Origin of the sequence: Caballeronia sp. GAFFF2, from assembly GCF_023631485.1 — a bacterium.
GTDB lineage: Bacteria > Pseudomonadota > Gammaproteobacteria > Burkholderiales > Burkholderiaceae > Caballeronia.
In genome coordinates this window covers 204,761-229,860 of record NZ_JALQDA010000034.1, presented here as the reverse complement: position 1 = coordinate 229,860, position 25,100 = coordinate 204,761, and the positions used below count along the sequence as shown (strand labels likewise).

The following is a 25,100-nucleotide window of genomic DNA, read 5'->3' as shown; positions in this document are numbered from 1 at the left end:
TGATCGTTGAATCAACTTGATCGCGGCGCCCAAGAAAAACGGCCCTCGCGAAGGGCCGTCGGCGTCATGTCGTGCGATGCGGAGATTCAGGGCGGCAGGATCGACGTCAGCAAGCGCGTCTCGTCCGAATCGTTCTGCGGGGCGTTCGCCTTGAGGTAGTCCGCGCGTGGACGTATCAAAGCGCCGGATTCGCGCTGCTCGATGATATGCGCCACCCACCCCGCCGACCGTCCGATGATGAACAGGCAAAACGCGCTGCGCGGCGGCAGCCCCAATGCCACGGTTAGCATGGTCAGCCCAACTTCCAGGCTCGGCAGACAGCCGTAGCCCGCTGCGATCTTGAGTGCCGCGAAGAGCGGATCGACCGCGGCGTGCCGCCCTTCGAGCCGCCGCGCGAGATCGATCAGGTAGCTCGCGCGCGGGTCGCCATCCGGATACAAGGGATGATTGAAGCCCGGCAGATTCCGGTGTGCCGCATAGTGCTCCGTGAAGAGCCGTTGCGCTTCTGCAACCGTGCGGCATGCGCGCAGCAGGTCCTCGGTGGCTTCGTACGATCGCGCGGACGTGAGCCCCGTCTGCGTGAGGATGGCCGCCGCCACGCATTCGCCGATATCCGCTCCCGCCGACGCCGCGATACGCGCCACGAAGGTCGCCTGCGCGAGTTCGTGATCCGCGCACAGCACGAGCGCGGCGTCAAGCGCGGCACGATGCGCGGCAGACGCCGAACCACCGAGCACGGTCAACAGCGTCGCGGCGAGACCGTCCGCGCGTTTGCGCGTGACGCCCGCCGCAGCGCCCGGCGTTGCGCGTCGCAAATGCGCAAGGCAATGCGCCATCGTTGCGATCATGCGGCTGCATTCGATGAACTGCGCGTCGCCGGCCTGCAACGCGCGCAGATGCTCGCCGCCGAAGCGCATTGCAATATCGGCGAAGAAGCGCACGAGTTCTCGACGTGGCTGGAGACCCGCCGTGCGCGACCAGGCATCGGCGAAACGTAACGTGCGACCGCACGGCTGCCACGAAAGGATCACGTCGTCGCGTGGATTCCAGAGCGCTTTCACGACCTGTTCGAAGGTCTTTCCCTTGCGCGCGAGTTCGAGCGCCGCGACGCCGCGATAACGCGGACCTTCGGCCGTGATTTCGGTGAGCGTGCTCGATATGATCGGCTCGCCCCAGCGCATGGCGGCCGCGGCGACGGGCGCGTGGCCACTGCGGGCATCGGCGCGCGATTTCATGCGTTCGACATCCTGGCGCGCATAAAGCCGGCGCCCCTTGTCGCCTTGCGGCACGCTGCGAATCAAGCCGCGGCTGACGTAGGCGTACAACGTTTGCAGCTTGATCTGCAGCAGCGCGAGCGTTTCAGCGCGTGTCAGATAATCGCCGGGCGCGTCGGGCGGCGCGCTGGCGGCATCATGCGGGTTCGATTGCACCTCGGTCTCCTGTCGACCCAGGACGGGCGCCGAAGCGCCCGTCCTGGTCCCATGCGAAGCTGCCAGCGCAAAAGCGCCGGACGGGGCACAGTGAACCACAAGATAATCAAACGCGTGGATGCTCACAATCGGGTCATGCCAGTACCGCGGTCGAACACGCTCCGTCTATGCATGAAGTCCAGCCGTCCGGCGGAAAGTCTTGGGAATGCCGGCCTTTGGCACCTGCCCGTACATCGGCTCGCCAGGCAGCCCTTCGTGCAGCAGTTCGCGCGCGGCGATCAGCCGTTCCAGGTCTATTCCAGTATCGAAGCCCATGCTTTCCAGCATGAAGACGAGGTCTTCCGTGACGATGTTGCCCGACGCGCCCGGCGCGAACGGACAGCCGCCAAGGCCCGCGAGCGCGGAATCGAAGAAACGGATGCCTTCTTCGAGCCCCGCCAGCGCATTGGCGAGGCCGAGTCCCATCGTGTCGTGCAGATGCAGTTTGGTCAGCTTGTCGCCGATCTCCGCGCGCACGGCCTTGACCATCTTGCGTACCTGAACGGGATTGCCGTAGCCGACGGTATCCGCGAGCGCGACGGCATCGACGCCTGCTTCGGCTAGCGCGACGGCCGTTTCGATTACCTTTTGCAAGGGAATCTCGCCGTCGATGGCGCAGCCGAAGGCCGTCGCGCAACCCGGCTCGATCGCCATTGGCCGCTCCTGCTCGCGCACCCATTCGACGATTCGCCGTACTTCGTCCACCTGCTCCATGGTGCCCTTGCGCGTGTTCGAGCGGCTGTGTCCCTCGCTCACCGAAACCGGTATGCCGACGCCATGTGCACCCGCCGCATATGCCGCCTGCGCACCGCGCAGGTTGGGCACGAGTGCCATCACGCGCAAGCCGGGTTGTAGCAGCGCCGCCTTGACGATTGCCTCGGTGTCCGCCATTTGCGGCACGAGCTTTGGCGGAACGAAACTGCCGACCTCTATTTCGCCGATACCCGCTTGCGCGATTGCCGCGATCCAGCGCGTTTTCTGCTCGGTCGGCATGATCTCGTGAGCCATTTGCAGACCGTCACGCGGCCCGACTTCGCAAACCATCACTTTTTCTTTCATGGGTCCTGCTCCTTCAAAAATGAGTCTTTGCACGAACGCGCTCGTCATCAACGCAGCACGCCCGCTTCGGTCAAGGTTTCAATTTCGTGCGCATCGAGGCCGAGCAGCTCACCGAACACGTAGTCGTTGTGTTCGCCGAGGCGCGGCGGCGGCGTGAAATCGCCGCGAAAGCCGGCGTTATCGCGCCACGGAAGCGCAATGCTGCGTGAGCCGTCCGCGAGCAGCGGGAAGAGGCCGCCATCGGCGAAATACGGGTCTTCCATCACCACGCCAATGTGTCTCGAACGCGCGGCCGGCACGCCACGCGACTGCAGCGCATCGAGTGCTTGCGCGGGCGTCTGGTCGCGCAGCCACTCTGCCAGTAAATTGTCCGCCGCTGCGCGATGCGCGGCGCGGCCGAACGCATCGGAGAAGCGGGGATCGGTAGCAAGTTCGGGCTTGCGCATGGCGTCGCAGAGCGCTCGCCATTGCCGGTCGTTGCCAATGGAAACGGCGAGCCAGGCGTCGTCGCCTGAGCAGCGGAAGCATCCGGATGGTGCGGCGTCCCATTCGCGCGCGCCCGTGGCCGTTGGCGTCTTGCTGCCGAGCGCCTCGCGAAACAGCTGTTCGGGCAATAGCGCGACGGTGCTTTCGAGCATCGACAGATCGATGTACGCGCCCTCGCCGCTCACGCGCCGGTGCCGGATGGCCGCAAGCACCGCGCAGCTTTCCCACAGCGCAGTGATCGGATCGGTCCACGCAGGCAGAATGCCCATGGCCTCCACGCGCTCGTTCGGCGTGCCCACCACGCTGGCGCGACCGCTGTACGCCTGCAATAACGAGCCGTAAGCAAGCGCATCGCGCTGCGGGCCTTCGCGACCCGTGCCCGACGCGGACACGAAAATCAGATCGGGGCGAATCTGCGCAAGCGTCGCGTAATCGAGGCCAAACTTCGCCAGCACGCCGTTGGAGAAGTTTTCGACGACCATATCGCTCTGCGCGATCAGACGCCGGATCAGTTCCGGACCTTGCGGCCGGCTCAGGTTGATCGTGCAGCTCTTCTTGCCGGCGTTCACCACTGCCCACCAGGGCGGACGCTGCGTATGTTCGGGCCGCGTCGCGGATTCGATCTTGATGATCTCCGCGCCCATGCCCGCGAGCATCTTGGTAGTCATGGGTCCGGCCAGCACCCAGCTGAAATCGACGACGCGCAAGCCCGCCAATGCTTTCTGTGTCATCACACGACTCCATGCCGGCGCAAGCTTTCGACTTCATCCGGCGACAGTCCGAGGCGCTCTTCGAACACCGCGCGGTTAGCGGAGCCAAGTGCGGGCGATACGACATCGCGCGCGCGTGGCAACTCTGCGCCCGAAGTCGTGCGCATGGCAAACGGCAGGCCGGGCATCGACAGTGGCGTGCCGCCCGCGCACTGCCAGCGATCGAAAAACCCGCGCGCATTCAGCTGCGCGTTATCCAGAAGATCGCGCGCACCGCTCACCGGAAAACACGCCACGCGCGCCGCCTGCGCGCGCTCGAAGACGTCGGCGCGGCTATGCTCGCGCGTCCACTTCGACATCTCGTCTTGCAGGATCATCCAGTTTTCGTTGCGCGCCGTGCGTTCGCCGCACAGCGTCTCATCGCGCGACCACGCCGGGTTTCCGAGCAATTCGACCCAGCGTTCCCATTGATGTTGTTCGCGCGGCGAAATCATCACGAAGCCGTCCTTGCACGGCAACAGCCAGATCAGCCCGCCCGCGACCTCGGTGCCCTGCAGTTCCTCGCGCAGCCGGCTGAAGCTGCGTTCGCCGCGCCCATGATCGGCGACGGGCTCGATCAGCAGATGCGCGATCACATCCAGCTCCGCGCATTCGATACTGCGTCCCTCGCCATTCATCTGCGCTTCGAGCAGGCCCCAGAGCGCCGCGTTCGCGGCGGCCACACCCGTGGCCAGCGCCACTTCGCGGTCGGCACAGGCGACGGGCGCTTGCTGATCGGGTGCGTGAACGGGGCGCGCCTGATGAAATGCATAGCCCGCGTGATGCGTGAGGGTGAAGTCGGTGTACGCGGACGGCGCGTCGGGTCCCGCATGCGTAGCCCAGGGCGTGACGGAAAGCGTGACGAGCGCGGGCTGAATGTGCCTGAGCGTATCGCCGTCGAGTTGCAGTTCCGCAAGGCGGCTTGTATTGGACGTAATCAGCAGATCGGCGGATTCCACGAGACGCCGCAGCAACGCAGCTCCTTGCCGATGCGACGGATCGAGCGTGGCGCTTTCCTTGCCGTGATTCAGATACGCGAAGAGCGCGGCATCTTCACCATAAGGAGCATTGGGTGCGAACGGGCCGGTTCGACGCAGCGTATCGCCAGTACCGGGCGGTTCCAGCTTGAGCACCTGCGCGCCGAGGTCGCGCAGCACGCGCGCACAGAAAGCGGCGGGCATGGCGTCGCTCCATTCGATCACGCGCACGCCGGCGAGCGGCGCGGCGACCACGCGCGCTGGGGATACGAAATCAGCGGCGCTCATGCGGCCTCTTCGAGAACGGCTGGATCGAAGGGATAAGGCACGGGCGCGCCGTTGCGCAAGGGCAGAACGACCGTTGCGCTGCCGGGCGTGCTTTCCCTGCCTTCCTGATTACGCAAGCCGATTTCCAGATGCGCGAGACCGAAGCCGCCGCGCCGTTCGGTTCCGGTCACGCGGCCCCACGCCGTGAGCAGATCGCCCGGCACGTTCATGCCGCGAAACTGGAACTGGAGCTTCCATGCCCAGCCGCTTTCACCGGCCCAGTCCGTCAGCAGTTGCAGCATGATGTGCTGTTTCCACGAGCCGTTGACCATTACGTCGGGTAACTTGTCGTGTTGCGTGGCGAAGCGCCAGTCGTAATGAATGCGATGCCAGTTCTCCATGGATGCCGACCAGCGCACGATATGCGCCGTGGTCATCGGTCCCTTGACGAGCGCCGGGATCTCCATGCCTGTTTCGACATCCTCAAAATACAGTGCAGCCATGATGACCCTCGCCTAGCGCATGATCTGGGTGTTCGTGACCTTCAAAAGCTTCTCGCCCTTCTCGTTCACGTAGGTCTCTTCGATGATGACGAGCACCATCGGTCCGCTTTTGCCGTCGCGCTGCACGATGTCCTTGTAGCGCGCCTGACGCAGCACCTTCTCGCCGACGCGCGCATAACGGTAGAGCTCGTATTCGTAGCCGCCGTTCAGATCGCGTGGCAACTCCACTTCGACGGCCGGCAGGCCGCTGAAACTGCGGCTCAGGCCATCGTAGTCAGGCTTGTTCATGTCATCCAGCGGGTCGGGCGATGACGGCGGTCTGCGAAAGGCATGCACCGGAAAACCCGGCGGCGCGACCAGTGCGCCATAACGACTTGTCGCGGCCCAGTCTTCGTCCCAGTAACGACGCGCGTCATCCATGGTTGCATGATGGAAGCGGCGCACTTCGCTTGCTTCGACGGCATGCGTCGACGTGACCCATTCGGTCTCGGCGCCGATGATGGCTTTCACCTTGCCGGTGATGTATTCGTTGCTCACGGCTCTAGTCTCCTGTCGCTACATCGACGAAGCCAGTCTAGGGGAGCCGCCCTTTAGCGCACAATACTTGATCGTTGAATCAACGTCTTCTCAGGGTCGCATCGATCGACTATCGTGCCTCACGTACCGCTCGACGCATGACACCACCAAGGGAGAGATGTCGATGAGAACGACCCGCTACGACGCGAACGCGCTCTTTGAATATGCAATGGAAGTGCTTTGCCTGGCGGGGCTCGCGAGCGCTCATGCGCGGGACGTGGCACGCACTCTCGTCGATGGCGACTTGATGGGACACGACACGCACGGACTCGCGCTGTTGCCAGGCTACGTGAAGCAGCTCGAACAAGGCGCCATGACACGCGACGGCGCGCCCGCAGTCATCTCTGATCGTCCTGCCGCGTTGCTGTGGGACGGACGGCGTCTGCCCGGACCCGCGCTCGTGCATGCCGGCATCGACGTCCTTGCCCCGCGCGCCCGCGAACTCGGCGCCGCCACGCTCGTGATCCGGCGCAGTCATCACATTGCATGTCTTGCCGCGTATCTCCTGCGCGCCACCGAAATGAACCTGGTGATGATGCTGGCGAGCTCCGATCCGAGCGTGCAAAGCGTCGCGCCGTTCGGCGGCACGCGGGCCTTGTTCACGCCGAACCCGATCGCTCTCGGCATACCGACATCGACGACTCCGATGCTGATCGACATCTCGTCCTCCGTGACGACCAACGCGATGAGCGCGCGCCGCCATCAGAACGGCCAATCGTTCGACGAACCTTGGATGATGGATGCACAAGGTAACGCGACGCATGATCCCGGCGTGCTGTTTGCCGATCCACCCGGATCGATCCTGCCGCTCGGTGGACTGGCCGCCGGTCACAAGGGATTCGGCATGGCGTTGATGATCGAGGCGCTGACAGGCGGACTGGCCGGCTTTGGCCGCGCCGATCCACACGAAGGCTGGGGCGCGACCGTGTTCATGTCGCTGCACGATCCGGCAGCATTCGGCGGTATCGAAGCATTCCAGAGGCAGATGGATTGGCTCGGCGACGCCTGCCGCACCAACCCGCCTCGCACGATCAACGACCCCGTGCGCCTTCCCGGCGAGCGCGCAATGGCAAGGCGGGCCGAGCAACTGAAGAATGGCGTGCATCTGCATGCCGATCTCGACACACCGCTCAAGGCTTGCGGAGAACGCTACGAGGTGCGCTTTCCGCAGCCCAAGCCGGAGGCAGCATGACGCCTAAACCTTTGCGCTCACCCCAGACCCGATGCATACTTTCTCTTCGGAAGCAGCGCTGCGGCGAAAAGACCGCACCCCGGAGACTCGATGCGATTCGACCTGCAATCGTTGAAACTGTTCATCGCCGTGTGCGAGCACGGCAGCATTGCCCGCGCGGCGGAAGCGGAAAACATTGCGCCTTCCGCGCTCAGCAAGCGCATGTCCCATCTTGAAGACACGCTCAAGAACGCGCTCTTCGTGCGCAGCAACAAGGGACTCGAACTGACGACCGCCGCTGCGGCACTCCTGCAGCACGCCCGCGTGCTGTTACGAGACATCGCCCAAATGGAGAGCGAGTTACTGGACCACGCCGAAGGCGTGCGCGGTCAGATTCGCTTACATGCGAGCCTCTCGACCATCGTTCAGTACATCGCCAACGACATACGCGTTTTTCTGGAGATGCACCCCGGGCTGCGCATCGATCTTCAGGAAAGCCTGAGCCCCGCGGTGGTCCGCGCCGTGGCGGAAAACGCGGCGGATATCGGCGTGTTCGGCGGCACGACGGTTACCACCGGCCTGCAGGTCTTCCCTTATCGCAGCGACCGGCTGGTGGTCATCATGCCGCCCGATCATCCGCTTGGCCGCGCCGAACGGGTCACGTTCCGCGAAGTCGCCGAGTACCCGCTCGTGGGGCCGCAAGTGGGCAGCTATCTGAATTCGTTGGTGCTGCGCGCGGCGGCGGATCTCGATCACCCGCTCAAGCTGTCGATTCGCGTCAACGGTTTCGAACCGGTGCGCAGCATGGTGGAAGCACGGCTTGGCATCGGGCTCGTGCCGGAGCATCACGCCGAACGGTACGTCAGTTCCGCGCCGCTGATCGCCGTGCATCTGGATGAAGCCTGGGCGGAGCGCCACTGGAAAATCTGCGTACGCGAAGCCGAGTCGCTTCCCGTGCCGGTGCAACTGTTTCTCAAGCATCTGCTTGCAAGTCAGGATGCGGCACACCATTAGGCGCCGGCAATCGGTCAATCACGAATAAGCCAGCTGCAATCCTGCTTGCGGCCATTGCAGCCTGGCCAGGCGGCCCGTGCCGGAGAGCGTCACGTAGGCCGTCTTCATGTCGGCGCCGCCGAAGCAGATGTTGGTCACCATGCCATCGGGCACCGGCACCTGTCGCAGCACTTCACCGGATGGCGCGACGACCGTGATGCAACCGGTCACGAGCGTGGCCACGCAAATGTTGCCCTCGGCGTCCAGCGCCAGGCTGTCGAAGCGCTGATAACCCGGCAAGCCGCAAACCAGACGCCCGCCATGCGGCGACGGATAAGGGTGCCTGCGCGCCCGGCCGGGCGCTTCCAGATCGAATGCCCAGAGCCGCGCGGTCTCGGTCTCCGCCACATAGACGATGCTGTCGTCGGGCGACAGACCGACGCCATTGGCCGTGGTGAGCGGATACGCCACCTCGACGATGGCCGAACCATCGGCGCGAGCGTAATAGAGGCCCGCGTGATCGCGCTCGCGCAGCCGGTTCTTTCCGAAGTCGGTGAAGTAGAAGCCGCCGTCGTGGTCGAACACGATGTCGTTCGGACCGCACAGCGGATGATCGCCGCAGTGGTCATACAGTGTCGTGAGCAAGCCCGACTGCGGGTCGAAGCGCTCGATACGCCCGCTCGTATAACGCGGATGCACGCCCGGTTTCGTGCGATTCAGTCCGGCAACGGTACGAAACAGAAAACCGCCGTTATTGCAGATGTAGAAGGCGCCATCCGGCCCGAGCGCCAGACCGTTGGGGCCGCCGTCCACCGCCGCCAGCACGCTCACTCTACCGTCGGGCGAAACGCGGCTGATGGTCTCCCGCTCGATCTCGACGAGCACCACGGAGCCATCGGGCATCGCCACCGGCCCTTCCGGGAACTTCAAGCCTTCCGCCAGGATTTGTATTGGGCTTTCCATCGCTGTCGTCCTCCCTTCAGCGCTTGTCGGCATGCTCGACAAAACGATTGTCGTAAGTCGCCTTCAGATCGATGGACGCCTTGCCGATGTCGGGATCGAACGCGGCCAGCACGTCGTGCACGGTGTGGGCCGCCGCATCGGTCATCAGGCCATCGCGCGAAATGCAGTCATGCATGTTGGCGTAGGCTTGCGCGAAGACATCCTTGTCGGCTAAAGCGTATTGCGCCGGCACGGCGGCGGCGACTTGTTCGGGCGTCGCCTGCGCCATCCAGCGTTCGGCTTCCAGAATCGCATTGGTCACCGCCTGCACCGTGTTGGGATATTTGGCCGCGAACTCCCGCGTGGTGTAGATGGAGGCTTCCGGATAATCGCCGCCGAGCGTCGCTCGGGTGCCGGCCGGGTCGCGCATCACGGCAAGCGGGAAGAGGTCGCCACTCGTCTGCAGCACAGTTGCGACCGGGTCGTTGCTCATCAAGGCGTCGATCTGCCCGCTGCGGGCGGCGGCAATCGCGCCTGCCGACGAGCCCACGCCGATGATCGAAACATCGCCCGGTTTCACGCCCGCCTTGTTCAGCAGATAGTTCGCGCCCATATGAAAGCTCGACCCCGGCGAACTCACGCCGATGCGCATGCCCTTCAGATCGGCGTAGGTCTTGACCTTGTCGTGACTCGCTCGCGTCACGCCGAACACCCAGCCGGGGCACGAAGCCAGCGTGACGAACGACACGAGCTTCTGGCCTTTCGCGGCCATCGTGATGGTGTTCGAATACGCGCCCGCGACGATATCGGCGCTGCCGCCCATCATCGCCTGAAGCGCTTTCGCGCCGCCGCTGAAGACGCCGATTTCGACTTCCAGCCCGGCCTGTTTGAAGTATCCGCGGCTATCCGCAATGACGAACGGCAGATACGGAAAGCCCACACCCGCCGCGGCCAGATGAAGCCTGGGCTTTTCCGGCACGGGAGCGGCGCTGCTCGCCGACTGGCTGACCAGTGCCGCACAGATGGCGAGCGCTGGCAACGACAGGCGCCTGAGCGTTCTCACGATGATGTCTCCCTCTTCCCAGGCTGACGTTGCTAGTAAGTGGCCCGACCGCCGGACAGATCGAAAACCGCTCCGGTGGTGAATGAGTTTTCCTCGCTGGCGAGCCACGCGATCATCGCGGCGGCTTCGTCGAGTTCAAGAAAACGGCCGCGCGGAATCTTGCCGAGCATGTAGCGGATATGCTCGGGCGATTGCTCCATCGCGCCGGGCGTTCGCGCCACGGCGGGTGTCACGCAGTTCACCGCGATATTGTGGCTTGCCAGTTCCTTGCCGAGCGACTTGGTCATGGCGATGACGGCCGCCTTCGCCGAGCTATACGCGGCCGCATTCGGATTGCCTTCCTTGCCGGCGACCGAGGACAGATTGACGATGCGCCCATAGTTCTGGTCGATCATCACCGGGGCCACGGCACGGCAGCAGTGGAAAGTGCCGTTGACATCGATATCCATCACCTGCTTCCAGATATCGATCGGATACTCGATCAGCGTGGCGTTCGGGCCGACGATAGCCGCGTTGTTGATGAGAATATCGATGCGCCCCGCGGCCTTCAGCGTGCCCGCCACGGCGGCCTGCACGCTGGCGTAATCGGCAATGTCGACACGCTCGAAGTGGACATCGTGCTCGCCCAGTTGCTCGCGCGCCTCGTCCATGCCGGCGGGGTTGATATCCCAGATGGCAAGCCGCGCGCCGGAAGCAAGCAGCCTGCGGCCGACCGCGAAGCCGATCCCCTGCGCGCCGCCCGTCACCACGGCAACGCGGCCCCTCAAATCGATTGCATTGGTCTGCAAAACGGTCTCCTCTAGTGATCTTCGATTGCGCCGGGGGTTTAAGCGCTCGTGGCCACCGTCTGTCCAGCGACAGGACGCCAGCGCAGCAAATGATCCTCGACCATCGACACGGCGGTATCGAGTATCAAGGCGAACACGGTCAGCACCAGAATGCCGGCGATCACCGAGTTGATATCGAATACGCCTTCGGCCAGCAGGATCAGGTAACCCACGCCCTTTTCCGAGCCGAGATATTCGCCCACCACGCTGCCCACGAAGGCGATGCCGATTGCGTTATGCAGGCTGGAAAAGACCCAGCTCGTCGCCGATGGCAAGTACACATGCCGCAACAATTGACGTGAGTTGGCGCCCAGCATCCGCGTGTTGGACAACACCGTCGGGCTGACCTCGCGCACGCCCTGAAAGACGTTAAAGAACACGACGAAGAAGACGAGCGTCACGCCCAGCGCCACCTTGGACCAGATGCCGAGTCCGAACCAGAGCGCGAAGATCGGCGCGAAGATCAGGCGCGGCATCGAGTTCATCGCCTTGATGAACGGATCGAAGACCGTGGCGAGGAACGGGCTGAGCGCAAGCCACAGGCCGCATGCCAACCCGAGGACCGTGCCGATCACGAACGCCAGCATGGTTTCGACGAGCGTCGTGTACAGATGACGGTAGATCGAGCCCGTCACGAACCAGTCGACGATACGCACCGCCACGCCGAGCGGATCGCCGAAGAAGAACGGCGACAGCCACTTCTGATGCGTGCCGAGCCACCACAGGAACAAGACACCGAACAGGATCAAAAGCCGCGTGACCAGGACGGTGAAGCGATTGTTTGAGTCAAACTCGATTGCGCGCATAGCTTTTCAAAACCTCGCCTCTGAGCACGTCCCAGATCTGGGTGTGCAGTTGCAGGAAACGCTGCGTCATGCGGATTTCCGACATCTCGCGTGGACGTTCGAGGTCGATCTTGAACTCGGCGATAGGCCGCGTTCCAGGCCCGGCCGAGAGCACGATGACGCGGTCCGACAACGAGATGGCCTCCTCCAGATCGTGCGTCACGAACATCACGGACTTGCGGTCGTGCGACCACAGTTGCAGCAACTCGTTTTCCATCAGGTGCCGCGTCTGGATATCCAGCGCGCTGAACGGCTCGTCCATCAGAATGATGCGAGGGTTGAGCGCGAGCGCCTGCGCGAGACCGGCACGCTTGCGCATGCCGCCGGACAACTGATGCGGATACTTCTTGCCGTGTCCTTGAAGTCCCACGCGATCGAGCCAGCCGCGCGCCACGCTGAGCGCCTGTTCGCGCGGCGTTCCCCGAAAGATCAGACCCATCGCGATGTTGTCTTCGGTCGTCTTCCAGGGCATGAGCGCATCGACCTGAAAAAGATAGGCCGCCTGCGTATTCAAGCCCTGCGTCAGCTTCTTGTCGAAGACGCTGATGCTGCCCGACGAGGGCCGCGTAAGCCCGGCAGCAACGTTGAGCAAGGTGGATTTGCCGCAGCCCGTGGGACCGACGATCGACACGAACTCGCCGTCGCCGATCGACAACGTGGCCTCCGAGACGGCGGTGTAGGTCTGCGCCCTCTTGCCGTTGCCGGCGAAGGTGCAGGTCACATTGTCGAAACGCAGGGCTTCGCGCACTTCGGTTTTTTCGCTGTCGAGGGGGACGCTCGGGGTGCCCTTGATTCCATACGTTGCCGTGCTCATGGCTGGATCTCCGCCGCTTTCCTGACGAACCGGTTGTCATACGTCGATGCAAGATCGATCTTCGCCGATGCCACTGCAGGGTCGAATGCCGCCAGCACCTCGCGCACCGTCTGCGCGCCCTTCGGCGTGATCTCGCCGTTCTGCGCAATGCAACGGCGGCTGTTCGTGAAGGCCTCCGCATAGAGCGCCTTGTTCTCGCCGATATATTGCGGGGGCACGTTGTCGGCGACTTCCTGCGGCGTCGCCTTGGCGATCCACTTCTCGGCGCGCACGATCGCATTGGCGACGGCCTGCACCGTCTTGGGATTCTTGCCGATGAACTCTTGCGTCGCGAAGAGGCTCGACTCGGGGTAATCCGAACCGAACACCTTGACGTTCCCTTCAGCCGTGCGCATGTTCTCAAGCGGCTTGAGGCTGCCATCCTTCATGAGGATAGTGGCGCTCGGGTCGTTGACGATCAGCGCATCGATCTGCCCGGCCCGCACGGCCGCCACCGCGCCGGCCGCTTGTCCCACGCCGATGATCGACACGTCGGAAGACTGCAGCCCCGCCTTGTGCAGAATGAAATTGAGTGCCATGTGCGTGCTGGAACCCGGCGCGCTCACGCCGATTCGCATGCCCTTCAGGTCCTTGGCCGATTTCACTTCGCCCTCGCGTTTTTGCGACACCCCGAAGATCCATCCCGGACAGATGACTTGCGCCGCGACCACCACGAGATGCTGTCCCTTGGTGGCCATGGTGATGGTGTTCGAATACGCGCCCGCCACCATGTCGGAGCTGCCGCCGAGCAGCGCTTCCAGTGTCTTCGATCCGCCGGAGAATGCGGCGATGGTCACGTCGAGCCCTTCGTCCTTGAAATAGCCGCGCTGTTTAGCGACGAGCATGGGCAGGTAGGTGATGCCCACCGACGCCGCCGCGATGTGCAGTTCGGGCTTCTCAGGCACATCCTTGGCTACGGCCGTCAAGGAACCGCAGGCGAGCGCGAACGCGGCACACAGCGCGATGGCGAGTTTCAGCTTCATGGTTGTCTCCTCCCTTTTTAGGGATTTTTAGGTACTTCAGGGACGACAGAGTGTCAATTGCGGACCGGCTTATGAATATCCTGGCATCTCCCGCGACTGCTGATTATCGACATAGCGGAGCCGGTCCGCGCAACGCGATCTTCTTAGGCCGCCTGTTTGCGCAGCGCCTCGACCACGGCATCGCCCATGTCGCGGGTGCCGACGCGCTGCGTGCCTTCCTGCTGGATATCCGCGGTCCGGTAACCGGCTGCGAGCACCGTGCGCACGGCCTGCTCGACCCGGCGCGCGTCGTCTTCCATTTCGAAGCTCTCGCGCAGCATCATCGCGCACGACAGAATCGCGGCAAGCGGATTGGCAATGTCCTTTCCGGCAATATCCGGCGCCGACCCGTGGACCGGCTCGTACAAGCCCTTGCGGTTATAGCCTAGCGAGGCCGAAGGCAACATGCCGATCGAGCCGGTCAGCATGGCGGCCGCGTCCGACAGAATATCGCCGAAGAGATTGCCCGTGACGATCACATCGAATTGCTTGGGGCGCCGCATCAGCATCATCGCGGCGGCGTCCACGAAGAGATGGCTCAGTTCGACGTCCGGGTATTCCCGCCCGACGCGCGTGACGACCTCGCGCCACAGCTGACTTGCTTCCAGCACGTTGGCCTTGTCCACCGAGCAGAGCTTGTGATGACGGCGCTGCGCGGCCTTGAAGGCGGCATGCGCGACGCGCTCCACTTCCGACTCCGAGTAACGCATCGTGTTGAACCCCACACGCTCGCCCGCCTGATTGGTCTCGAAGCCGCGCGGCTGGCCGAAGTAGGCGTCGCCGTTCAACTCGCGCACGATCACGATGTCGAGTCCATCCACCACTTCCGGACGCAACGTCGAAGCGCCGATCAGCTCCGGGAACATGAAGGCCGGGCGAAAGTTGGCATAGAGCGTCAGTGCCTCGCGCAATTGCAATAACCCGGTGCCGGGACGCTCCTCGCGCGGGATATCGGCTTCGTCGGCCACGCCTACCGCGCCGAAGAGAATCGCGTCGGCCTTGCGCGCCACTTCGAGCGTGGGCGGCGGCAGCGGCACGCCGTGCGCCTGAATGCCGGCATCGCCGATGGCAGCCTCCTGCGTCTCGGCGTGCGGCGCCACGATTCGCAGCACCTTGAGCGCCTCCGCGACAACTTCGGGGCCAATACCATCGCCGGGCATGACTGCAATCTTCATCTGTAATCTCCTTGGTCGTTATTGGAAACAGCGCGCCGTGTGCGCGCCGTCAAAAGGTTTCGGCACGGTCGCGCTCGAATGCCACGATGCGGTCCAGATGCGAAAGCGTGTAGTCGATCTCGTCCATGCCGCGCAACAGGCAATCCTTGGCGAAGGGCTCCAGCTCGAACGCGTGCGAGGACCCGTCGGGCAAGGTGACGGTCTGCGCGGGCAAGTCGATGGCGATGCGGCTGCCCGGACTCTCCGACAACCTATCGAGCAACGGCAGCACCACGGCCTCGGGCAACACGATCGGCAGCAGTCCGTTCTTCAGGCAGTTGATGAAAAAGATGTCGCCGAAGCTCGGTGCAATCGCCGCGCGGATGCCGTAGTCATAGAGCGCCCAGACCGCATGCTCGCGCGACGAACCGCAACCGAAGTTATGGTTGGCCACGACGATGCGCGACTCCCGCAAAGGCGCCTGGTTGAGCAGGAAGTCGGGACGTTCCGCGCCATTTGCATCGAAGCGCAGCGCACGAAACAGGAACTGGCCGAAGTCGTCGGAGCGGGGTTTTTGCAGATAGCGCGCGGGCAGAATCTGGTCGGTATCGCAGTTGATCGCGACGATCGGCGCCGCGACTGCATCGAGGTACTCGAGTCGTTCCATGTTCACACTCCCAGGAGACGGCGGACATCGGTGAGACGTCCCGTCACCGCCGCGGCGGCCGCCATCGCCGGGCTCATCAGATGCGTGCGCACGCCGGGTCCCTGACGGCCCACGAAATTCCGGTTGGATGTCGAAGCGCAGCGCTGGCCGGGTTCGGCAATATCGCCGTTGGTCGCGAGACACATCGAACAGCCGGGATAGCGCCACTGAAAACCCGCTTCCATGAAGATGCGGTCGAGCCCTTCCGCTTCCGCCTGCGCACGCACTTCATGCGAACCCGGCACGACCCACGCTTCCACGCTTGGCGCGATATGACGGCCGCGCGCCACTTCCGCCGCGCTGCGCATGTCCTCGATGCGCCCGTTGGTGCACGAGCCGATGAACACCCGGTCGATCGCGACGCCTTCGAGCGACTCGTTCGCCGCTAGGCCCATGTAGTCGAGCGCACGCGACATCGCCGCGCGCAGGTCGGGATCGGGCTGCTCCATGGGGTCCGGTACGCGGCCGTCGATGGCGCAGGCATAGCCGGGCGTGGTGCCCCACGTGACCATCGGGACGATCTCGGTCACGTCGATAAGCACTTCGCGATCGAACACCGCGCCTGGGTCCGTGAACAAGCCGCGCCAATACGCGAGCGCCCTTTGCCACCGGTCGCCCGTGGGCGCGTAGTGCCGTCCGGCGAGATAAGCGAAGGTGGTTTCGTCCGGGGCGATCATGCCGGCGCGACCGCCCGCCTCGATGGTCATGTTGCAGAGCGTCAATCGCCCTTCCATCGACAAGCCGGCGATGGCGGAGCCGGCATATTCGATCACGTGTCCCGTCGCGCCAGCCACGCCGATTCGCGCGATGACCGCGAGAATCAGGTCCTTCGCCGTGACGCCCGCACCCGGCGTGCCGTCGAGCGTGATACGCATGTTGCGCGACTTGCGCTGCCACAGGCATTGCGTGGCGAGCACGTGAGCCACTTCGGTGGCGCCGATACCGAAGGCCAGCGCGCCCACCGCGCCATGCGTGGACGTGTGGCTGTCGGCGCAAACGACGGTCATGCCGGGCAGACTCAGGCCCTGCTCCGGCCCGACCACGTGGACGATGCCGCGCCGCGTGTCGTTCATGTCGAACAGGGTGATGCGCGATTCGTTGGCGTCGCGTTGCAGCGACTCGATCATGGCGCGCCGTTCGAGGTCGGTCACCGCCGCAATATCGTTCGCCGTGCTGGAAACGTAGTGATCCGGCGTGCCGAAAATGCGCTCGGGCGAACGCGGCTTGAGCCCGCGCTGGCGCAACAGGTCGAAGGACTGCGCGGTGACATCGTGAATGTAATGACGATCGATGTAGAGAAGATCCTGCCCGTCGTCGCGGGACATCACGCGGTGGCTGTCCCAGATCTTGTCGTAAAGCGTGCGTGGACCCGCGCTAAGCTGATCGAGTTGCATTGCTTCGTCTCGCTCCGTCAAATGACCGCCTCGTCAGGCGCGGTGCAGTTTTGTTGTCGGTGGCTGTTTGAGAAGCATCTTGCATCAGGCCGGCTGGCTTGGACGTGGTCATTTGGCAAGGCACCATCGCCAATGGCGATGACAAAGCTACGTCGAACGGCTGACGCCATGCGCGTTCAGCACGTCGCGCAGGATCTCGACGAAGCGCCGGGCCGCGTTCGACAGCGGCTCGACGTGCGAATAGATGAGACTCGCGGTCAGCCGATGCTCGGCTTCGGCACGCAACGGCACGACATCGAGCAGGTCTCGCATGGCGGAATCGATGCAGAACGGATCGACCACCGCGACGCCGACGCCTTCCCTCGCGAGCGTGCAGGCGCTGATGGCCGAGCGCACGCGCACGACCGGCTCCGGCCGCCGCTCGTTCCTGAACACGTGCCCGACGATCCGTCCGAGCGGCGTGTCGTGCTCGTAATCGATCCACGGCATGGCGGCGACCTGTTTCGGGTCGAGTGCACGCCGCCGGGCCAGCGCGCCTTTTTTCGCGACACAAAGAAGCCGTCCGCTTGCAATCGGCATGGTGACGAGGTTCGGGTGCTCGACGGCGAACATCGATACGCCGATGCAGTTCTTGCCGAACAGCACGCGAGGCACGAGATGGTTGTGCGTGAGCGGTTCGAACTGAATGGGCAACTGCCGGAATTCGGCGTGGAATCGTGCAATGGCGAGCGGCACGAGATGCACGCCGAGACTGGGGCTGCATACAATGTTGAGCTTGCCGCTCGTGCCGTCGGCGAGAGAACGGACGAGATTATCGACGCGCTCGATGCCTTCATACGCGCGCATGACTTCGTCGAAGATACGTTTTGCCTCGGGCGTCGGATAGAGCCGGCCGCGCATGCGTTCGAAGAGCAAGAACCCGAGTCGGCTTTCCGTCACCTGCAAGACACGGCTCACGGAGGGCTGCGCCACATACAGCGAACGCGCGGCCTCGCTGATGGAACCCGTCATCATGATCGCGCGGAATACTTCAATCTGCCGCAGGCTCATGGTGCGCGTGTTGGGAATTTCCTCGTCGTAGTTCATGGGCTTGGTCGTTGTTCATCGCGCCGTCATGTTGCCGCGCCGCCGCTTTCGGATGTATGTGAACCGCCCGCAGTGTAGCGCGGGCACCGCCGCGCGACGAATCCATGCAGCGCGTCTATGGGATACGAAATTTGAACTATTTCACGGCGAATATCGACGTTGCTATGGTTCGTTCTAGTCGAGCCCCGCGAAGAGAGTCGATCCGAGCCATGCCCAAGCTTATCCATTTCCTGAATCCGAACGGTCTCGCCACCGTCACGCGCGAGATCGAAAAGACCGTGTGCGCGCTTCGAGGCGCGGACGACGCGCCCGTTTGCTTCGAGACGCTTTTCGCGGTCGACGGCGGCATCGAAACCCAGCGCGATGCCGACCGCGCCGCCGTCGCCGTGGCCGAGTACGTCGCGCGGCATGAAGCGTCGGCGAGTGCGTTCGTCATCGCGTGCTACAGCGATCCCGGCTTGCACGCCGCGCGCGAACTCACGCAACAGCCGGTGCTCGGCATCGGTGCCGCGGCCATGGGCGTCGCGCTTGCGCGCGGGTCGCGCATCGGCGTGATCGCGGCGAGCACGCACGGCATGCTGCGTCACTGGCGGTCTTATCATGCGGCGCGCATCGCACAGACGGTCGCGGGAGAACGCGCCGTGAATCTTGGCGTGGCCGAATCGGGCAACCGAGACGCCGCGCTCGACAAGCTCATCGCGACCGGCCGCGCGCTGTGTGACGAAGATGGCGCCGATGTCATCGTGCTCGGCTGCGCGGGCATGACGCCGCTTCGCGCCGATATCGAAGCGGCGCTCGGCGTGCCGGTAATCGATCCGTGCTCGACGGCCGCCTCGCTCGCCTTCGCCATCTGTCGCGAGCGGCAGGACCCATGGCGTCCGACATGAACGCCGCACTCATTGCGCTTCCGCGTCTCGGTGTGCTTGGCGGCATGGGGCCGCTCGCCACCGCCGACTTTCTCGTCAAGCTGATACAGGCGACGCCCGCCGCGTCCGATCAAGAGCATATGCCGGTCATCGTGCATAACGTGCCGCAAGTACCCGATCGCAGCACGGCCTTTCTCGCGGGATCGGACGCGCCCTGGCCGCATCTGCTCGACGGCCTGCGCACGCTCGAAGCGGCCGGTTGCGCGGCCATCGCGATTCCTTGCAATACGGCGCATGTCTGGCACGAGCGGCTCGCGCAGGAGACGGCACGGCCGGTGCTGCATATTGGCGAGGCAGCGCTTCGAGCGCTTGCGGTGACGTGCCCCGGTGCGCGGCGAGTCGGCATGCTCGCGACGACAGCGACGCTCAAAGCGCGTATCTATCACGATCAACTGGCTGCAAGCGGCATAGACGCGATCGAACCGGGTCAGATGTCGCAGACGACGCAGGTCATGGGCGCAATCGCCGCCGTGAAAGGCGGGAGAATCGACGAAGCGCGTGCGTGGCTCAAACGCGCCGCTCATGCACTGATCGATCGCGGCGCCGACGCGTTGCTCATGGCGTGCACGGAAATTCCGGTGGCGCTGGCGGGCGTTGCGCTCGACGTGCCCGCAATCGACCCGACCGAAGCGCTCGCGCGTGCAAGCGTCGACTGGTGGCTCGCCGCGCGCGAGCGAACCAACACCTCTGAATTCTCAAGCGGACAAAAGACATGCAGCAATTTGATCTGACCATACGTCATGGACTCGTCGCGTCGGACGAGGCAGTCTTCGAGGCGGACGTCGGCGTGGTCGGCGACCGGATCGTCGAAGTGGCGCGCGGCCTGCCCGCAGGCAAACGCGATATCGACGCGACCGGACGCTACGTGCTGCCGGGCGGTATCGACACGCACTGTCACGTCGAGCAACGCTCGGGCATGGGAATCATGGGCGCCGACGACTGGTACTCCGCAAGCGTCGCGGCGGCCCACGGAGGCACCACCATGATCGTACCGTTCGCCGCGCAGCATCGCGGACAATCGCTCAAACAAGTGGCCGACGACTACGCGGCGCTCGCGCGGGCAAAGTCGGTGATCGACTATAGCTATCACCTGATTGTCTCTGAGACGGACCGCCGCACGCTTCAGGAAGATCTCGTCGAGCAGATTCGCCGGGGCATCACGTCGTTCAAGGTCTACATGACCTACGATCAATTGAAGATCGACGACTACCAGATGCTCGACGTGCTCGCTCTCGCCGCACGCGAACGCGCGCTCGTGATGGTACATGCCGAAAACAACGACGTGATCCGCTGGGTCTCGCAAAAGCTGCTCGAAAGCGGCCGCACCGCGCCGAAGTACCACGCGACGAGTCACGTGGCGCTGGCGGAATCCGAAGCGACGAATCGCGTGATCCAGCTCGCCAGGCTTTTCGACGCGCCCGTGCTCATCGTTCACGTGTCCGCGCAGGACGCGCTCGCGACCATCGGCGCGGCGCAGCGCATGGGCGCGCAAGTGTACGGCGAGACCTGTCCGCACTATCTGCTGCTCACCGAAGACGCGATGGACCTTCCCGGCGTCGAAGGCGCGAAGTATTGCTGCAGCCCGCCGCTGCGTGACGCGAACGCTCAGCAAGCCTTGTGGACGGCGCTGAAGGCGGGCGTGTTGCAGACGGTGTCGTCGGATCATGCGCCGTATCGCTTCGACGAATCCGGCAAGCTGCCGCATGGCGAAGCCACCACGTTCAAGCAGATGGCCAACGGCATGCCCGGACTCGAAGTGCGCCTGCCGCTGCTGTTCTCCGAAGGCGTTCACAGGGGGCGCATGACGTTGCCTGAATTCGTCGCGCTGAGTTCGACGAATCATGCGCGCATGTACGGCATCGCGCCGCGCAAAGGGCTGATCGAAGCGGGCGCGGATGCGGACATGGCGGTTTGGGACCCACACCATGAAGTCGTGCTGACAGCCTCCGCATTGCACGATCGCGTGGGCTACACGCCCTACGAGGGGACGAAGGTAACGGGCTGGCCGCGCACGGTGGTGAGCGCGGGCCGCGTGATCGTCGATGACGCCGGCCTTCATGCCGAACCCGGCAGCGGCCGCTTCATTGCACGCTCGACGCCGTTGCCCTATCAGGCCACGCGCGAAGTCTCCGCGAGCGGCCGGTTTTTCCGCGCGCTTGCCGACGCCGGGACAGGCGCTCTCCACCCGTCTTTCGGATACCCCGAACATCAACACCCGGAACAAAAGAGGAAGTCATGAGCAAGTCACGCAAAATCGGCCTGGCCGTCGCGCAAATGGGACCGGTCCACCTCGCCGATGACCGTCGGGCGGTCGTCGAGCGGCTCGTCGCCATGCTGTACGAAGCGAAAGCGCGCAGTGCAAAGCTGGTCGTGTTCCCGGAGCTCGCGCTCACCACGTTTTTTCCGCGCTACTGGATGAGCGAGGAAGCGGCCATGGAACGCTTCTTCGAGCGATCGATGCCGAATCCCGACGTACAGCCGCTTTTCGACGCCGCGCGCGACGCGGGCATCGGCTTCTATCTCGGCTATGCGGAACTGACGGCGCAAGGCGAGCGCTTCAATACGTCGATCATCGTCGATGACAGCGGCAAGATCGTCGCGAAGTATCGCAAGACGCATTTGCCGGGGCATTCGGAGCACAAGCCGGACGCGCCTTTCCAGCATCTGGAGAAGAAGTTTTTCGCGGTGGGCAACTCGGGTTTTCCTGTCGTCGACACGATGGGCGCGCGCCTCGGCATGTGCATCTGCAACGACCGCCGCTGGCCGGAAACATGGCGCGCGATGTCGCTGCAAGGCGCGGAACTCGGCGTGCTCGGCTACAACACGCCGTCCGAGAACATTCATTGGCCCGAACCGGTCCATTTGCGCATGCATACCCATCTCGTCACGTTGCAGGCGAGCGCTTATCAGAATGCGATGTGGATTGCCGCCGCCGCCAAATGCGGCAAGGAAGACGGCTTTCATATGATCGGCGGCTCGGTGATTGTCGCGCCTTCGGGCGAGATCGCCGCGCAAAGCATGAGCGAAGACGACGAGGTGATCTTCGCGAACGTCGATCTCGCGTTTGGCGACACGTTCCGCGAGCACGTCTTCAACTTCGCGAAGCATCGGCGGCCGGAACATTACGGGCTGATCGTCGAGCGCACCGGCGCGGGCGCGCCGCTGCCGCACGATCCGGACGCGCTCAATTAAGGCGTCCACGGGGAGACCACACATGAACGACGACATCACGCAAGATGCATCGGCGTCGGCACGGCCGGCGTCTTACGGCAGCTCGCCACAAAGCGCCATGGACAAATCGATATTCGGACCGCCGCACGTGCGCGCGCTCGTCGCATCGATTTCCGGCTACGCCATGGACGGCTTCGACCTGCTGATCCTCGGCTTCATGCTGAGCCTCATCTCGGCGGACCTCGGACTCAGCTCCGCGCAAGCGGGCTCGCTCGTTACGTGGACGCTCGTCGGCGGCGTCGCGGGTGGCATCGGCTTCGGGATACTCAGCGATTATCTCGGCCGCGTGCGCGTGCTCACTTACACCATTCTGCTCTTTGCGCTGTTCACCGGTCTGTGCGCTTTCGCGACCGGATACCACGACCTGCTCGCGTATCGCTTCGTGGCGGGCCTGGGACTCGGCGGCGAGTTCGGTATCGGCATGGCGCTCGCCATCGAGGCGTGGCCCGCCGAAAAGCGCGGACGCGTCTCCTCGTATGTCGGCATGGGCTGGCAGATCGGCGTGCTGATCGCGGCGCTGCTGACGCCGGTATTGTTGCCGCATATCGGGTGGCGCGGCATGTTTCTCGTGGGACTCGCGCCCGCCGTGTTGTCGTTCGTCATCCGCAAGGCGATTGGCGAACCGAAGATCTTCATCGAGAAAGCAATCAGGAGACGGCACGAATTTCCCCTCAAGACGCTGTTTCGCGATCGGGAAACGCGACGCCGCAGCATCGGCATGATCGTCATGTGTTCGGTGCAGAACTTTGGCTACTACGGTCTCATCATCTGGATGCCGGGCTATCTGACGAAGGCGTTCGGCTTCACGCTCGCCAAGTCGGCGACATGGACGGCGGCGTCGATTCTCGGCATGCTGGTCGGCATCTGGATCTTCGGGCAGCTCGCGGACAGAATCGGCAGGAAGCCTACCTTCGTGATCTATCAGTTGGGCGCGCTCGTCATGGTGTTCGTCTACTCGCGCATGACGACGCCCGAGGCGCTACTGATTGGCGGCATGGTGGTCGGCGTGTTCGTAAACGGCATGATGGGCGGCTATGGCGCACTCATGGCCGAGTTGTATCCGACCCATGCACGCGGCACCGCGCAGAATGTGCTGTGGAGCATCGGCCGCGCGGTCGGCGGGTTCGGACCGCTCGCGATCGGCGCGGTGGCGAGCTATTACTCGTTCGGCACGGCCATCGCGGCGCTGGCTTGTATCTATATCGTCGATGTCGTCGCGACTGTCGTGCTGATTCCGGAGTTGAAGGGCGTGGAGTTGGAGTGAGCGGACGTGACAGGCGGAAGACGCTGGCCGGCGGTCGGGATGCATCGCGAGACCGATCGCACCCCGACGAGAGCTAGCGTTTGCCACGCCCGCCAGCCGGCTTACCTGCAACCGCGGCTGGCTTGTTGCCGGATTTACTACGCGGCTTCTTCACGCTAAACGGATTGACGCCAGACAATCCTGTGTCTTGTTGTGCCACAGGCTTGCGCTTGTTTTCACCATCCTGCGGGCGCGACTTCTTGCCGGGCACCGGCGCCGCGCCCGGCGTAACCTGCGGCACTTTCGGCTTTTTGGGCTTTTTAGGTTTTTTGACGATCTCGCCCGTCGCGCTGGTTTGCGGCACGCGATGCTCGGCTTCGAAACCTGGTTCTTCCCGGCGTACCAGCGTTTGCCGGATCAGCGCTTCGATCGCGGCAAGTTGCGGCGCTTCATCGGCACATACGAGCGACACCGCCACGCCGCTCGCGCCCGCGCGGCCGGTGCGGCCAATGCGGTGCACATAGTCTTGCGCCACGATCGGCAGATCGACGTTGATGACCAAAGGCAGGTCGTCGATATCCAGTCCGCGCGCAGCCACATCGGTGGCGACCAGCATATGGACTTCGCCGGTCTTGAAGCGTTCGAGTGCACGCAGACGCGCGGGTTGCGGCTTGTCGCCGTGGATGGTGTCGACCGAATAGCCCGCTTCATCCAGCATGGCCGCCAGATAGTCGACGCCATTACGGGTCTTGACGAACACCAGCGCGTGCTCCCACTTGTTCTCGGCCACGAGGTGCATGAAGAGTTCAGGCTTGTTCCTCTTATCCACCGTCACCACCCACTGCTTGATATTGCTGGCCGTGGCATTGGGCGGGCTAACGCTGATATTCACCGGGCTGCGCAGAATGCTCGCGGCCATCGTGCGGATTTCATCGGAGAACGTGGCGGAGAACAGCAGCGTCTGACGCTTTGCGGGCAAGGCGGCGAACACGGCGTTGAGTTCGCGTGCGAAGCCCAGATCGAGCATGCGGTCGGCTTCATCCAGCACTAGCGTCTGTACTCGATCGAACTGCACCGCGTTCTGGCGATTCAGATCCAGCAAACGGCCCGGTGTGGCGACCAGCACATCGACGCCTTTGCGCAAGGCCATCATCTGCGGGTTGATGCTCACGCCGCCATACGCGGCCAGAAATCGCAGGTCCAGGCCTTCGCCGTAATCGATAAAGCTTTGCAGCACTTGTTCAGCCAGTTCGCGCGTGGGCACGAGAACCAGAACGCGCGCACGATTGCTGGACACCGCCGGCCCGTGTTGCACCAGCCGTTGCAGCAGCGGCAGCGCGAAACCCGCCGTCTTGCCCGTGCCGGTCTGCGCGGCGGCCATGACGTCCTGGCCACCGAGCACAGCAGGAATCGCCTTGACCTGCACCGGCGTGGGTGTCTGGTAATTGAGCTTCTGCAGGTTGCGCAGCAACGGATCGATCAGGCCAAGCGAGGCAAAAGACATGCAGGTATTCCGGGCTAAAGCCGCAATTTTAGCGGTTACGGCGCTCGTTGCATG

The 25,100-nt window shown here is 63.9% G+C and carries 24 protein-coding genes; 7 read left to right on the top strand and 17 right to left on the bottom strand.

Features of this window, described 5'->3' with window-relative positions:
* Positions 1–86: 86 nt before the first annotated feature.
* The 6 genes from NCT04_RS25715 to NCT04_RS25690 all read right to left on the bottom strand — a co-directional run bounded on the left by NCT04_RS25715 (position 87) and on the right by NCT04_RS25690 (position 6,047).
* Positions 87–1,430: a citrate synthase gene (locus NCT04_RS25715; RefSeq protein ID WP_250468293.1), complete on the bottom strand. Its 1,344-nt coding sequence runs from the start codon at positions 1,428–1,430 to the stop codon at positions 87–89.
* A 165-nt stretch (positions 1,431–1,595) separates the two neighbouring features.
* Positions 1,596–2,528 (bottom strand): hydroxymethylglutaryl-CoA lyase, encoded by a 933-nt coding sequence (locus NCT04_RS25710; protein ID WP_250468292.1) that lies wholly within the window; start codon positions 2,526–2,528, stop codon positions 1,596–1,598.
* Positions 2,529–2,575: 47 nt separating this feature from the next.
* Positions 2,576–3,745 carry a CaiB/BaiF CoA transferase family protein gene (locus NCT04_RS25705; RefSeq protein ID WP_250468291.1) on the bottom strand — a complete coding sequence of 390 codons (1,170 nt, stop codon included), beginning with the start codon at positions 3,743–3,745 and terminating at the stop codon, positions 2,576–2,578.
* Positions 3,745–5,028, bottom strand: a complete 1,284-nt coding sequence (locus NCT04_RS25700) for a CaiB/BaiF CoA transferase family protein (RefSeq protein ID WP_250468290.1) — start codon at positions 5,026–5,028, stop codon at positions 3,745–3,747. Before NCT04_RS25700 ends, NCT04_RS25705 begins: the two co-directional genes overlap by 1 nt.
* On the bottom strand, positions 5,025–5,510 hold the full coding sequence (locus tag NCT04_RS25695; protein ID WP_250468289.1) for a hotdog family protein: 486 nt from the start codon (positions 5,508–5,510) through the stop codon (positions 5,025–5,027). The genes NCT04_RS25700 and NCT04_RS25695 overlap by 4 nt, the downstream gene beginning before the upstream one ends.
* 12 nt (positions 5,511–5,522) lie before the next feature.
* A complete protein-coding gene (locus tag NCT04_RS25690) occupies positions 5,523–6,047 on the bottom strand; it encodes an FAS1-like dehydratase domain-containing protein (protein WP_250468288.1) in 525 nt (174 codons plus the stop codon).
* Positions 6,048–6,204: 157 nt separating this feature from the next.
* Here NCT04_RS25690 and NCT04_RS25685 point away from each other — a divergent pair, with 157 nt between their 5' ends.
* On the top strand, positions 6,205–7,278 hold the full coding sequence (locus NCT04_RS25685; protein WP_250468287.1) for an Ldh family oxidoreductase: 1,074 nt from the start codon (positions 6,205–6,207) through the stop codon (positions 7,276–7,278).
* A 90-nt stretch (positions 7,279–7,368) separates the two neighbouring features.
* Positions 7,369–8,271 carry a LysR substrate-binding domain-containing protein gene (locus NCT04_RS25680; protein WP_244830394.1) on the top strand — a complete coding sequence of 301 codons (903 nt, stop codon included), beginning with the start codon at positions 7,369–7,371 and terminating at the stop codon, positions 8,269–8,271.
* Between the two features lie 18 nt (positions 8,272–8,289).
* Here NCT04_RS25680 and NCT04_RS25675 read toward each other — a convergent pair whose 3' ends face one another.
* The 10 genes from NCT04_RS25675 to NCT04_RS25630 form a co-directional block, all read right to left on the bottom strand.
* On the bottom strand, positions 8,290–9,213 hold the full coding sequence (locus NCT04_RS25675; protein WP_250468286.1) for an SMP-30/gluconolactonase/LRE family protein: 924 nt from the start codon (positions 9,211–9,213) through the stop codon (positions 8,290–8,292).
* Positions 9,214–9,229: 16 nt separating this feature from the next.
* Positions 9,230–10,255 (bottom strand): ABC transporter substrate-binding protein, encoded by a 1,026-nt coding sequence (locus tag NCT04_RS25670; RefSeq protein WP_250468285.1) that lies wholly within the window; start codon positions 10,253–10,255, stop codon positions 9,230–9,232.
* A 32-nt stretch (positions 10,256–10,287) separates the two neighbouring features.
* Positions 10,288–11,043 carry an SDR family NAD(P)-dependent oxidoreductase gene (locus NCT04_RS25665; protein ID WP_250468284.1) on the bottom strand — a complete coding sequence of 252 codons (756 nt, stop codon included), beginning with the start codon at positions 11,041–11,043 and terminating at the stop codon, positions 10,288–10,290.
* Between the two features lie 38 nt (positions 11,044–11,081).
* Positions 11,082–11,888, bottom strand: a complete 807-nt coding sequence (locus NCT04_RS25660) for an ABC transporter permease (RefSeq protein ID WP_244830399.1) — start codon at positions 11,886–11,888, stop codon at positions 11,082–11,084.
* Positions 11,869–12,741 carry an ABC transporter ATP-binding protein gene (locus NCT04_RS25655; RefSeq protein ID WP_250468283.1) on the bottom strand — a complete coding sequence of 291 codons (873 nt, stop codon included), beginning with the start codon at positions 12,739–12,741 and terminating at the stop codon, positions 11,869–11,871. Before NCT04_RS25655 ends, NCT04_RS25660 begins: the two co-directional genes overlap by 20 nt.
* Positions 12,738–13,763, bottom strand: coding sequence for an ABC transporter substrate-binding protein (locus NCT04_RS25650; protein ID WP_250468282.1), 1,026 nt, complete (start codon positions 13,761–13,763; stop codon positions 12,738–12,740). The genes NCT04_RS25655 and NCT04_RS25650 overlap by 4 nt, the downstream gene beginning before the upstream one ends.
* Before the next feature lie 143 nt (positions 13,764–13,906).
* Entirely contained in the window at positions 13,907–14,977 is a 1,071-nt protein-coding gene (gene leuB, locus NCT04_RS25645; RefSeq protein ID WP_250468281.1) for a 3-isopropylmalate dehydrogenase, read from the bottom strand.
* A gap of 49 nt (positions 14,978–15,026) precedes the next feature.
* Entirely contained in the window at positions 15,027–15,623 is a 597-nt protein-coding gene (gene leuD / locus NCT04_RS25640; protein WP_244830405.1) for a 3-isopropylmalate dehydratase small subunit, read from the bottom strand.
* 2 nt (positions 15,624–15,625) lie between these two features.
* Entirely contained in the window at positions 15,626–17,056 is a 1,431-nt protein-coding gene (gene leuC, locus NCT04_RS25635) for a 3-isopropylmalate dehydratase large subunit (RefSeq protein ID WP_250468280.1), read from the bottom strand.
* A 147-nt stretch (positions 17,057–17,203) separates the two neighbouring features.
* Positions 17,204–18,142 carry a LysR substrate-binding domain-containing protein gene (locus NCT04_RS25630; RefSeq protein WP_250468279.1) on the bottom strand — a complete coding sequence of 313 codons (939 nt, stop codon included), beginning with the start codon at positions 18,140–18,142 and terminating at the stop codon, positions 17,204–17,206.
* A 209-nt stretch (positions 18,143–18,351) separates the two neighbouring features.
* Between NCT04_RS25630 and NCT04_RS25625 the strand changes: the two genes are divergently transcribed.
* The 5 genes from NCT04_RS25625 to NCT04_RS25605 all read left to right on the top strand — a co-directional run bounded on the left by NCT04_RS25625 (position 18,352) and on the right by NCT04_RS25605 (position 23,563).
* On the top strand, positions 18,352–19,029 hold the full coding sequence (locus NCT04_RS25625) for an aspartate/glutamate racemase family protein (protein WP_250468278.1): 678 nt from the start codon (positions 18,352–18,354) through the stop codon (positions 19,027–19,029).
* Entirely contained in the window at positions 19,026–19,799 is a 774-nt protein-coding gene (cuyB, locus tag NCT04_RS25620) for a cysteate racemase (RefSeq protein ID WP_250468277.1), read from the top strand. Before NCT04_RS25625 ends, cuyB begins: the two co-directional genes overlap by 4 nt.
* Positions 19,781–21,307 carry a dihydropyrimidinase gene (hydA, locus tag NCT04_RS25615; protein WP_250468276.1) on the top strand — a complete coding sequence of 509 codons (1,527 nt, stop codon included), beginning with the start codon at positions 19,781–19,783 and terminating at the stop codon, positions 21,305–21,307. The genes cuyB and hydA overlap by 19 nt, the downstream gene beginning before the upstream one ends.
* The gene (locus NCT04_RS25610; protein WP_250468275.1) at positions 21,304–22,260 is read left to right on the top strand and encodes an N-carbamoyl-D-amino-acid hydrolase; all 957 of its coding nucleotides are present in this window, start codon (positions 21,304–21,306) and stop codon (positions 22,258–22,260) included. Before hydA ends, NCT04_RS25610 begins: the two co-directional genes overlap by 4 nt.
* A 97-nt stretch (positions 22,261–22,357) precedes the next feature.
* Complete coding sequence (locus tag NCT04_RS25605) at positions 22,358–23,563, top strand: MFS transporter (RefSeq protein ID WP_250468365.1); 1,206 nt, start codon at positions 22,358–22,360, stop codon at positions 23,561–23,563.
* Between the two features lie 73 nt (positions 23,564–23,636).
* Here the strand turns inward: NCT04_RS25605 and NCT04_RS25600 are convergent, their stop codons facing one another.
* Complete coding sequence (locus NCT04_RS25600; protein WP_250468274.1) at positions 23,637–25,046, bottom strand: DEAD/DEAH box helicase; 1,410 nt, start codon at positions 25,044–25,046, stop codon at positions 23,637–23,639.
* Positions 25,047–25,100 lie beyond the last annotated feature (54 nt).

Excerpts from the sequence above, each read along its gene's own strand:
- NCT04_RS25710 (WP_250468292.1), bottom strand. The coding sequence starts at position 2,528 with ATGAAAGAAAAAGTGATGGTTTGCGAAGTCGGGCCGCGTGACGGTCTG.
- NCT04_RS25705 (WP_250468291.1), bottom strand. The coding sequence starts at position 3,745 with ATGACACAGAAAGCATTGGCGGGCTTGCGCGTCGTCGATTTCAGCTGG.
- NCT04_RS25700 (WP_250468290.1), bottom strand. The coding sequence starts at position 5,028 with ATGAGCGCCGCTGATTTCGTATCCCCAGCGCGCGTGGTCGCCGCGCCG.
- NCT04_RS25695 (WP_250468289.1), bottom strand. The coding sequence starts at position 5,510 with ATGGCTGCACTGTATTTTGAGGATGTCGAAACAGGCATGGAGATCCCG.
- NCT04_RS25685 (WP_250468287.1), top strand. The coding sequence starts at position 6,205 with ATGTCGATGAGAACGACCCGCTACGACGCGAACGCGCTCTTTGAATAT.
- NCT04_RS25680 (WP_244830394.1), top strand. The coding sequence starts at position 7,369 with ATGCGATTCGACCTGCAATCGTTGAAACTGTTCATCGCCGTGTGCGAG.
- NCT04_RS25675 (WP_250468286.1), bottom strand. The coding sequence starts at position 9,213 with ATGGAAAGCCCAATACAAATCCTGGCGGAAGGCTTGAAGTTCCCGGAA.
- NCT04_RS25660 (WP_244830399.1), bottom strand. The coding sequence starts at position 11,888 with ATGCGCGCAATCGAGTTTGACTCAAACAATCGCTTCACCGTCCTGGTC.
- NCT04_RS25655 (WP_250468283.1), bottom strand. The coding sequence starts at position 12,741 with ATGAGCACGGCAACGTATGGAATCAAGGGCACCCCGAGCGTCCCCCTC.
- NCT04_RS25650 (WP_250468282.1), bottom strand. The coding sequence starts at position 13,763 with ATGAAGCTGAAACTCGCCATCGCGCTGTGTGCCGCGTTCGCGCTCGCC.
- leuB (WP_250468281.1), bottom strand. The coding sequence starts at position 14,977 with ATGAAGATTGCAGTCATGCCCGGCGATGGTATTGGCCCCGAAGTTGTC.
- leuD (WP_244830405.1), bottom strand. The coding sequence starts at position 15,623 with ATGGAACGACTCGAGTACCTCGATGCAGTCGCGGCGCCGATCGTCGCG.
- leuC (WP_250468280.1), bottom strand. The coding sequence starts at position 17,056 with ATGCAACTCGATCAGCTTAGCGCGGGTCCACGCACGCTTTACGACAAG.
- NCT04_RS25630 (WP_250468279.1), bottom strand. The coding sequence starts at position 18,142 with ATGAACTACGACGAGGAAATTCCCAACACGCGCACCATGAGCCTGCGG.
- NCT04_RS25625 (WP_250468278.1), top strand. The coding sequence starts at position 18,352 with ATGCCCAAGCTTATCCATTTCCTGAATCCGAACGGTCTCGCCACCGTC.
- cuyB (WP_250468277.1), top strand. The coding sequence starts at position 19,026 with ATGAACGCCGCACTCATTGCGCTTCCGCGTCTCGGTGTGCTTGGCGGC.
- hydA (WP_250468276.1), top strand. The coding sequence starts at position 19,781 with ATGCAGCAATTTGATCTGACCATACGTCATGGACTCGTCGCGTCGGAC.
- NCT04_RS25610 (WP_250468275.1), top strand. The coding sequence starts at position 21,304 with ATGAGCAAGTCACGCAAAATCGGCCTGGCCGTCGCGCAAATGGGACCG.
- NCT04_RS25605 (WP_250468365.1), top strand. The coding sequence starts at position 22,358 with ATGGACAAATCGATATTCGGACCGCCGCACGTGCGCGCGCTCGTCGCA.
- NCT04_RS25600 (WP_250468274.1), bottom strand. The coding sequence starts at position 25,046 with ATGTCTTTTGCCTCGCTTGGCCTGATCGATCCGTTGCTGCGCAACCTG.